7 protein-coding genes and 1 tRNA gene are annotated in these 8,767 nt (G+C 69.6%); 7 read left to right on the top strand and 1 reads right to left on the bottom strand.

Annotated features, from left to right (window positions below; genetic code table 11):
- Nucleotides 1–182 precede the first annotated feature (182 nt).
- Nucleotides 183–791: a gamma carbonic anhydrase family protein gene (locus tag ABNT58_RS25870; protein WP_348756254.1), complete on the top strand. Its 609-nt coding sequence runs from the start codon at nucleotides 183–185 to the stop codon at nucleotides 789–791.
- Nucleotides 766–1,332 carry a MarR family winged helix-turn-helix transcriptional regulator gene (locus ABNT58_RS25865; RefSeq protein WP_348756253.1) on the top strand — a complete coding sequence of 189 codons (567 nt, stop codon included), beginning with the start codon at nucleotides 766–768 and terminating at the stop codon, nucleotides 1,330–1,332. The genes ABNT58_RS25870 and ABNT58_RS25865 overlap by 26 nt, the downstream gene beginning before the upstream one ends.
- A 223-nt stretch (nucleotides 1,333–1,555) precedes the next feature.
- Here ABNT58_RS25865 and ppc read toward each other — a convergent pair whose 3' ends face one another.
- Nucleotides 1,556–4,354 carry a phosphoenolpyruvate carboxylase gene (gene ppc / locus ABNT58_RS25860; protein ID WP_348756252.1) on the bottom strand — a complete coding sequence of 933 codons (2,799 nt, stop codon included), beginning with the start codon at nucleotides 4,352–4,354 and terminating at the stop codon, nucleotides 1,556–1,558.
- Between the two features lie 114 nt (nucleotides 4,355–4,468).
- Between ppc and hemC the strand changes: the two genes are divergently transcribed.
- The 5 genes from hemC to ABNT58_RS25835 all read left to right on the top strand — a co-directional run bounded on the left by hemC (nucleotide 4,469) and on the right by ABNT58_RS25835 (nucleotide 8,713).
- The gene (gene hemC, locus ABNT58_RS25855) at nucleotides 4,469–5,404 is read left to right on the top strand and encodes a hydroxymethylbilane synthase (protein WP_348756251.1); all 936 of its coding nucleotides are present in this window, start codon (nucleotides 4,469–4,471) and stop codon (nucleotides 5,402–5,404) included.
- Between the two features lie 7 nt (nucleotides 5,405–5,411).
- Nucleotides 5,412–6,170, top strand: coding sequence for a uroporphyrinogen-III synthase (locus tag ABNT58_RS25850; protein WP_348756250.1), 759 nt, complete (start codon nucleotides 5,412–5,414; stop codon nucleotides 6,168–6,170).
- A gap of 118 nt (nucleotides 6,171–6,288) precedes the next feature.
- Nucleotides 6,289–7,317: a uroporphyrinogen-III C-methyltransferase gene (locus ABNT58_RS25845; protein WP_348756249.1), complete on the top strand. Its 1,029-nt coding sequence runs from the start codon at nucleotides 6,289–6,291 to the stop codon at nucleotides 7,315–7,317.
- 13 nt (nucleotides 7,318–7,330) lie between these two features.
- Complete coding sequence (locus tag ABNT58_RS25840) at nucleotides 7,331–8,578, top strand: heme biosynthesis HemY N-terminal domain-containing protein (protein ID WP_348756248.1); 1,248 nt, start codon at nucleotides 7,331–7,333, stop codon at nucleotides 8,576–8,578.
- A gap of 58 nt (nucleotides 8,579–8,636) precedes the next feature.
- Nucleotides 8,637–8,713 (top strand) — tRNA-Arg (locus ABNT58_RS25835).
- Nucleotides 8,714–8,767 lie beyond the last annotated feature (54 nt).

The raw sequence follows: 8,767 nt of genomic DNA, 5'->3' as shown, positions 1-8,767 counted from the left end.
GCTCGTGTGCTGCGATGGGATGAACTTTAGAAGCCGAAACAAGGGGGCAACAGTGGCCCATCTCCATGACTTGAGTCCCGTTTGTTCCGTACCCCCTGTCAGGCAAATTCCTACAGCGCAACTTGCGTGGCAGAGCGGTCGAGAGCAAAATATGCATGCACTCTGCATATAAGGAGAACGCCTTGCTGCTGCAATCCAACCATTTCACTCCAGTGGTACATCCCACTGCTCGCATCGCATCCACGGCGGTCATCTCAGGCGATGTCGAGATCGGCCCGAACTGCTCTATCGGGCACGGGGCCGTGCTCTTGGCCGAGGGGGGCCCCATTCGTATCGGCGCGAACTGCGTGATCATGGACACGGCCGTCATCCGGGGGGTACCCAAGCAGGTCATGCGCTTGGGTGACCATGTGCTGGTGGGGCCTCGGGCCTGCCTGATCGGATGCTCTGTCGAAGATGAGGTCTTCATCGCCACGGGCGCATCGGTTTTCAACGGCGCGGTGCTGGGGCGAGGCAGCGAAGTGCGCATCAACGCCGTCGTGCATCTGCGGACGGTCCTCGAAGCTGGCGCTACGGTGCCGATCGGCTGGGTTGCCGTCGGCGCACCGGCTCAGATCCTGCCGGCCAGCGACCACGAGGGTATCTGGGCGATCCAAAAGCCGCTCGACTTTCCGAAGTACGTGCTCAACACCGAGCGGCCCGCCCCCGGCGAGTCGATGATGGAGAACGTCATGCCGCGTTATGCGAGATCTCTTCGGCGCATGCATGCGGACGATCGTGCCGTTTCCTGATTTGTCACGCGTCAAGGCGCTTCAGGCCAACAAGCTGGGCGCCCTGTGGGCGGTGGTTGGCCGCGCGATGACCGGAGCAATGGGCGTGCACTCAGAATCGAGCGCTGCGATTCTGCTCTGGCTTTACCACTGGGCGCCCACCGGCGTGGTGGAACTCGGCCGCGTGGTCGGGCTCTCGCAGCCCGCGTGTTCGCGCGCCGTTGACAAGCTGACGGCAGCAGGGCTCCTGCTCAAGGCACCGAGCGGCGCGCGCGAGACTTGGCTGGAGCTCTCGCCTGAGGGGCGTGCAGAGGCCGAACGCCTGCAATCAGCGCGTCTTCAGGCCTGCGATCGACTGTTGAATGCCTTGTCGCGGCAGGAGCGCGCCACGATGGCGACGCTGCTCGACAAGATGCTGGCTGCACCGGTTGAAAGCCGCGCCTATGCGCGCAACGTCTGCCGGTTCTGCGATCACGGGATGTGCGACGGGCCGGCCTGTCCGGTGGGGTGCCGGGCGACCGAGATCGAGGGCGAAGCGGCGTCTGTCCGAGGATTGCAATGACTTTGCCATGCGGCAAGAGTTGTCAGGATCAGAGCACTGGCGATGGTTTCCGGATTCGGCCCGCAGTTGCAGTGCTTGTCTAATCTTACTCATGAGGCCCCTTGGTGTGGGCATCGCCTCTCCCGGCCAAAAAGCCGGGCAGCCTATGCCTCGTTGGGTCACTCAAAACACCCTGCCGGTGTCCGCCATCACGGCGGAATGGCGTTGAATACGCGCGCAGGCGTCAACCCGTGTTCCGAAGGCCCGCCGCAATGCCGTTGATCGAGATGTGGATGCCCGTCTGCACCCGCTGCACCTGCGGGTCGCCCTCGCGGCGGGCGCGGTAGCGGCGCATCAGCTCGGCCTGCAGGTGGTTCAGCGGGTCGAGGTACGGGAACCGGTGCTCGATCGAGCGCGCCAGCGCCCCGTTGGAGGCCAGTCGCTGCGCATCGCCGGTGATCAGCGACAGCACGTCGCTGGTGCGCTGCCATTCGGCCTGGATGGCGCCGAAGATGCGCTTGCCCAGCTTCTTGTCTTCCACCAGGTCGACGTAGCGCGAGGCGATGCGCAGGTCGGTCTTGGCCAGCACCATGTCGAGGTTGGACATGAGCGTGCGGAAGAAGGGCCACTGGCGGTACATCTTCTGCAGCAGCGCCAACCGGTCCTTGCGCGGGCCCTCGTCGCTGCCCAGCCAGTTTTCCACCGCCGAGCCGAAGCCGGCCCAGCCCGGCAGCGCCACCCGGCACTGGCCCCAGCTGAAGCCCCAGGGAATGGCGCGCAGGTCTTCGATGCGGCGGCTGGCCTTGCGTGAGGCGGGGCGTGAGCCGATGTTCAGCTCGGCGATCTCGCGGATCGGCGTGGCGGCGAAGAAGTAGTCGGTGAAGCCGGGGGTCTCGTACACCAGCTTGCGGTAGGCCTCGAAGCTGCCGGCGCTGAGGGCGGCCGCCGCTTCCAGAAAAGCCTTGGGCGGGCTCTTGGCCGGCGTCAGCAGCGTGGCTTCCAGCGTGGCGGCCACCAGCGTCTCGAGGTTGCGCAGGCCGATCTCGGGGTTGGCGTACTTCGACGAGATCACCTCGCCCTGCTCGGTCAGGCGGATCTGCCCGTTCACCGTGCCGGGCGGCTGCGCCAGGATGGCCTGGTAGCTGGGGCCGCCGCCCCGGCCGACGGTGCCGCCGCGGCCGTGGAAGAGGCGCAGCGTCAGGCCGTGCTGGGCCTTCAACGGCTCGAACAGGCCCACCAGCGCCGTCTCGGCGCGGTACAGCTCCCAGTTGCTGGTGAAAAAGCCGCCGTCCTTGTTGCTGTCGGAGTAGCCCAGCATGATGTCCTGCTCGGCGCCGCTGCGCACGATCATCGGCAGCACGCCCGGCAGCTCGTAGAACTGCCGCATGATGGGCTCGGCATTGCGCAGGTCGCCGATGGTCTCGAAGAGCGGCACCACGATCAGCTGCGTGGTGGCGCTTTCGTCCAGCACGCCGCGCATCAGGCCGCCTTCCTTGAGCAGCAGCAGCACTTCCAGCAGGTCGCTCACGTCTTCGGTGTGCGAGATGATGTAGTGGCGCAGCGCCTCGCGGCCAAAGCGCTCCAGCGCCTCGCGCGCGGCGTCGAACACCGCCAGCTCGCCGGTGGCCAGCTCGGAATAGTCGTGGTTGCGCACCCGCAGCGGGCGGGCATCGTTCAGCAGCTTGAGCAGCAGCGTGCGGCGGGCGGCTTCGTCCAGCGCGCAATAGTCGGGCTCGATGCGGGCGGTGGCCAGCAGCTCGGCGATCACCAGCTCATGCTGGTCGGAGCTTTGCCGCAGGTCCACCGTGGCCAGGTGGAAGCCGAACACCTGCACCGCGCGCATCAGCGGCGCCAGCCGCGGCGCAATCAGCGCGTCGGCATGGTGGTGGCGCAGCGAATCGGCGATCACCTGCAGGTCGGCCAGCAGCTCTTCGCTGCGCTGGTAGGGGTTTTGCGGCGGTACCGCGTGGCGCAGCGCTTCGGTGCCGGTCAGCTGTTGCAGCGTGGCGGCGGTACGGGCGTACATGCCGATCAGCGCCTTGCGGTAGGGCTCGTCGTTGCGGTGCGGGCTGTGGTCGGGCGAGGCATCGGCCAGCGCCTGCATCGCCGGGGTCACCGGCGCCAGCGTGTTGGAGATGGACAGCTCGGCGCCCAGCGAATGCAGCTCCACCAGGTAAAAGCGCAGCGCCACCTCGGCCTGGCGGGCCAGTGCCTGGCGCAGCGTGGGCGCGCCCACGTTGGGGTTGCCGTCGCGATCGCCGCCGATCCACTGGCCCATGCGGAAGAAGTTGGCCACCGGGTGGCCGGGCAGCGCCTGCTCGATCTGCTGGTACAGCCGCGGGATCTGCCGCAGGAAGGTGGACTGGTAGTAGCTCAGTGCGTTCTCGATCTCGTCGGCCACGGTGAGCTTGGTGGTGCGCAGCATGCGCGTCTGCCACAGCTGGGTGACGCGGGCGCGCAGCAGCGCCTCGTTCTGTTGCAGGTCGCGGGCGGTGGTCTGGCCATCGCGCTGGTGCACCAGTTCGGCAATCGCGCGCTCGGCGTCCAGGATGGACTTGCGCTGCACCTCGGTGGGGTGGGCGGTGAGCACCGGCGCGATGTAGGCGCGGTCCAGCGTGTGGGCGATCTCGTCGGCGCGCACGTCGGCGGCGGCCAGGCGCTCGAAGCTCATCGCCAGCGAGCCTTCCTGCAGGTGGCCCTGGGCCTCGTGGTGCTCGCGCCGGCGCACGTGGTGGCGGTCTTCGGCGATGTTGGCCAGGTGGCTGAAGTAACTGAAGGCCCGGATCACGCTGACCATGTGGTCGCCCGACAGGTTCTTCAGCAGCCGGTCCAGCACGCGGCCGGCGGAGGCGTCCTTCTTCAGCCGGTAGGCCACCGACAGCTGGCGCACGCGCTCCACCAGCTCGAAGGCTTCCTTGCCTTCCTGCTCCCGGATCACGTCGCCCAGGATGCGCCCCAGCAGGCGGATGTCTTCGACCAGCGGTCGGTTCTTTTCGGCCGCATCGACTTCTTGAGCGCGGGCGGTACGGGCTTGTCTTGCCATGGTCTCTCGTCCCTCATGTGTAATCCGGTTACGGATTTGATGGTAACTTTTTAAGCGCCGTTCGGGAATGCGGCCGACGCCGGTACCGGCCGATGTGCTAGCGATAATCAAGCCATGAGTGCACCGCTTCTGATCGCCACCCGCGAAAGCCGTCTTGCGTTGTGGCAGGCCCACCATGTGCAGGCGCTGCTCACCCAGCGCTTCGGCGCGCAGGTGGATTTGCTGGGCATGACCACCCGGGGCGACCAGATCCTGGACCGCAGCCTGTCCAAGGTCGGCGGCAAGGGCCTGTTCGTGAAGGAGCTGGAAACCGCGCTGGAAGAAGGCCGAGCCCACCTGGCCGTGCATTCGCTCAAAGACGTGCCGATGACGCTGCCCGATGGCTTCGTGCTGGCGGCGGTGCTGGAGCGTGAAGACCCGCGCGACGCCTTCGTCTCCAACCACTTCGAAGACCTCGACGCGCTGCCGCAGGGCGCGCGCGTGGGCACCTCCAGCCTGCGCCGGGTGGCGCAGCTGGTGGCCCAGCGGCCCGACCTGGTGATCGAGCCGCTGCGCGGCAACCTCGACACCCGGCTGCGCAAGCTGGACGAAGGCCAGTTCGACGCCATCGTGCTGGCCGCCGCCGGCCTGATGCGGCTCGACCTGGAAAGCCGCATCCGCACCCGTTTCGACACCCGCCGCATGATTCCGTGCGCCGGGCAGGGCGCGCTGGGCATCGAGGTGCGTGAAGACGCCACCGCGCTGCGCGCCCAGCTGCAGCAACTGGTGCATCGCCCCACCTGGCTGGCCGTGCAGGCCGAACGTGCGGTGTCGCGCGCGCTGGGCGGCAGCTGCAGCATGCCGCTGGCTGCTTATGCGCATTGGGCCGACGACGGCGCGCTGCAGCTGGAAGTGGCCCTGGGCCATGCCGACGACGCCCGCCAGCCGCTGCTGCGCGCCAGCGTGCGTGCGCCGGTGGCCGACGATGCCGCGGCCGAAGCGCTGGGCGGTCAGGCCGCGGCCGAGGTGGTGCGCCAGGCGCCCGCCGGCTACCTGCCGGCCGGGTACTGAACGGCGAATGCGCCTGCTGGTCACCCGGCCCCAACCGCAAGCCGACGCCTGGGTGCAGCGCCTGGCGGCCGCCGGCTTCGACGCCGCGGCCGTGCCGCTGCTGCACACCGAAGCCTGCGGCGATGTGGCCTCGCCCACCGCCACCGCGCTGCTGGCGGCGGCGCAGGGGGTCGTCTTCGTCAGCCCCGGCGCGGCCACGCACTTTTTTGAACAAGGTGCCGGCGCGCCCTGGCCCGCGCAGCGCTGGGCCGCCGCGCCCGGCCCCGGCACGGCCGACCGCCTGCAGGCGCTGGGTGTGCCTGCGGGCTGCATCGTGCAGCCGGCGGCCGATGCCGCGCAGTTCGATTCCGAATCGCTGTGGGTGCAGCTGCGGCCGCGGGTGCAGGCGGGCGACCGTGTGCTGATCGTGCGCGGCGACGGCGGCCGCGACTGGCTGGCCGACATCCTGCGCGCCCACGGGGCGCAGGTCGAGTTTCTGCAGGCGTACCGCCGGGGCGCGCCGCGGCTGTCGCCTGCAGAGCAGGCGCAGCTGCAGGCGGCCTTGGCCGACCCGGCGGCGCATCTGTGGCTTTTCAGCAGCGGCGAAGCCATCGGCCATCTGCAAACCCTGGCGCCCGGGGCAGACTGGCGGGCTGGCCTGGCGCTGGCCACCCATCCGCGCATCGAGGCACGGGCCCGCGCGCTGGGCGTGGGCCAGGTGTTCGCGGCGCGCCCCAGCTTCGAGGCGGTGGTCGCCGCCGCCCGGGACATCGCCAAAACCCCATGAATACAATCCTTTGACTGTGAACGACGACGCTGTTTTGCCAGCCGCTGCGCCGGCCACCGCCCCGGCACTGGGGCCTTCCGCGCCCGTCGGCGCCCCGATTCCCCGCTGGCTCGGCCTGGTGGTCCTGGTATTGGCCGTGGTGTGCATCGCCGCGCTCACCCTGGCCTGGGACACCCAGCGCCGCGTGCGCAGCTTCGAGCAGGAGCTGGTCAAGCGCCAGCAGGACAGCCAGAGCCAGTCGTCCGAGGCGCGCCTGCTGGCCCGCCAGTCGCAGGACGCCTCCCGCGAGGCGGCGGCCAAGGTGGCGCTGCTGGAAGCGCGCCTGTCGGAAGTGGCGCTGCAGCGCAGCCAGGTCGAAGAGCTGATGCAGGCGCTGTCCCGTTCCCGCGACGAAAACGTGGTGGCCGACATGGAAGCCGCGGTGCGCGTGGCCCTTCAGCAAAGCGCCATCACCGGCAGCGCCGAGCCGCTGGTGGCCGCGCTCAGCCAGATCGACGAACGCCTGGCCCGCTACAACCAGCCGCGCCTGGAGCGGGTGCGCCGCGCGGTGGCGCGCGACCTGGAGCGGGTGAAGGCCATCGGCGTGGCCGACGTGGCTTCCCTCAGCATCCGCCTGGACGAAGCGGTGCGGCTGGTCGATGAATTGCCGTTGCTGGCGGTGGCCGAGCCCCGCCGTTCGGGCGCCGAAGCCGCGCAGCGTCGTTCAGCCGCGCGGGCCGCGGCGGCGGCCTCTCCGGCCCAGGCCGCCAGTGCGGCCACGGCCACTTGGCGCGACCAGGTGCTCGAGCTGTGGGACCACAGCCTGGCGGCCGTGTGGGGCGAAGTGCGCTCGCTGGTGCGCGTGACGCGCATCGACAGCCCCGACGCGGTGCTTGCGGCGCCCGACCAGGTGTTTTTCATCCGCGAGAACCTCAAGCTGCGGCTGCTGAACGCGCGGCTGGCGCTGCTGTCTCGCCAGTTCGACAGCGCCCAGGCCGACCTGCGCGACGCCCAGGCCACGCTGGACCGCTACTTCGACCGCAATGCCAAACGGGTGCAGTCGGCCAGCGACCTGCTGCGCCAGGTGATGAACCAGGCCCGCCAGACCGGCGTGCCCCGCCCCGACGACACGCTGGCCGCGCTGGCCGCCGTCGCGGCAGGCCGTTGAGGCAACGCACGCCATGCGATCGATCATCTGGCTGGTGCTGCTGTTCGTGGTGGCCGTGGTGGCGGCCTCCACCCTGGGCCGCAACGATGGGCTCGTCAGCTTCTACTGGAGCGGTTGGCGGCTCGACCTCTCGCTCAACCTCTTCATCGTCGGCCTGCTGCTGCTGTGCTTCGCCCTGGTCTCGGGCATCAGCGGCGTCAATTCGCTGATCGGCCTGCCGGCGCGCGCGCGTGAGTGGCGCCTGGCGCGCCGCGAACGCGCCGCCCAGTCGGCGCTGCGCGAGGCGCTGGCCGAGTTCCTGGGCGCACGCTACGGCCGGGCGCAAAAGGCGGCGCAGCGTGCACTGTCCATCCAGGACAGTTCGCCCGAGATGCCGCCCGACCCCGAATTGCGCGTGCTGGCGCATCTGCTGGCCGCTTCCAGCCTGCACCGGCTGCAAGACCGCGCCCGCCGCGACGAGCACCTGCAGCAGGCGCTGCGCCAGCCGCGCCGCCCGGGCCTGCCCCGCGTGGCCGACGAAGGCGCGCAGCTGCTGGCCGCCGAATGGGCGCTGGACGACCGCGACGGCCCACGCGCGCTGCGCCTGCTGGCCGAGCTGCCGCCCGGCGTGGCCCGCCGCACCCAGGCGCTGCGGCTGCGGCTGCAGGCCCAGCGCCAGCTGCGCCAGCCGCTGGAGGCGCTGCGCAGCGCGCGCCTGCTGGCCAAGCACCAGGGCTTCTCGCCAGTGGCGGCGCAAGGCCTGCTGCGCTCCCTGGCGTTCGAAGCCATCGACGCCACGCACGACGCCGACCAGCTGCGCGCCACCTGGTTGCAGCTGGAGATGTCCGACCGCCGCGATGCCTACGTGGCTTCACGCGCGGCCATGCGCATGGCCCGCTTCGGCCAGCCGGAAGAAGCGCGCCAGTGGCTGCGCCCCTTCTGGGAACAGATGCAGGACCTGGGCGTGGATGGCCGCGACCAGGTGGCACGCGCGCTGACGCAATGCCTGCCCGGCATCGGCCCCGATTGGCTGCAGCGCCTGGAGTCGGCCCAGCTGGCTTATGTGCAGGAGCCCATCGTCACGCTGGCCGTGGGCGCGGCGCTGGCGGAGCGGCAGTTGTGGGGCAAGGCCCGCCGGCCGCTGGAGCAGGCCGCCGGCCATGCGACACTCGACCCCGCATGCCGTCGTCTGGCATGGCGCCTGCTGGCCCGGCTCGCGCGCGAAGAGCGCGACGAACCGCGTGCCTTGCGCTGCGAGCAGGCGGCCGCCGCGGTTGAGTAGACTGATTTAGTCGGGTATTGACCGCAGCGAAAAATGCTCGCTATACTGTGAGGCTTCAGCGGCTGTAGCTCAGTTGGATAGAGTACTTGGCTACGAACCAAGGGGTCGTGGGTTCGAATCCTGCCAGCCGCACCAGAACATCGTTCTGAATCAACGCCTTAGACGGTCAAACGTCTAAGGCGTTTTTCT

The organism is uncultured Aquincola sp. (assembly GCF_964001545.1).
GTDB lineage: Bacteria > Pseudomonadota > Gammaproteobacteria > Burkholderiales > Burkholderiaceae_C > Aquincola.
The sequence above is the reverse complement of the archived record's forward strand: the minus strand, read 5'-3'. Positions and strand labels throughout refer to the sequence as shown.

Bases quoted from the DNA above. Each gene is read 5' to 3' on its own strand.
- ABNT58_RS25865 (WP_348756253.1), top strand. From the start codon at position 766: ATGCGGACGATCGTGCCGTTTCCTGATTTGTCACGCGTCAAGGCGCTT.
- ppc (WP_348756252.1), bottom strand. From the start codon at position 4,354: ATGGCAAGACAAGCCCGTACCGCCCGCGCTCAAGAAGTCGATGCGGCC.
- hemC (WP_348756251.1), top strand. From the start codon at position 4,469: ATGAGTGCACCGCTTCTGATCGCCACCCGCGAAAGCCGTCTTGCGTTG.
- ABNT58_RS25850 (WP_348756250.1), top strand. From the start codon at position 5,412: ATGCGCCTGCTGGTCACCCGGCCCCAACCGCAAGCCGACGCCTGGGTG.
- ABNT58_RS25840 (WP_348756248.1), top strand. From the start codon at position 7,331: ATGCGATCGATCATCTGGCTGGTGCTGCTGTTCGTGGTGGCCGTGGTG.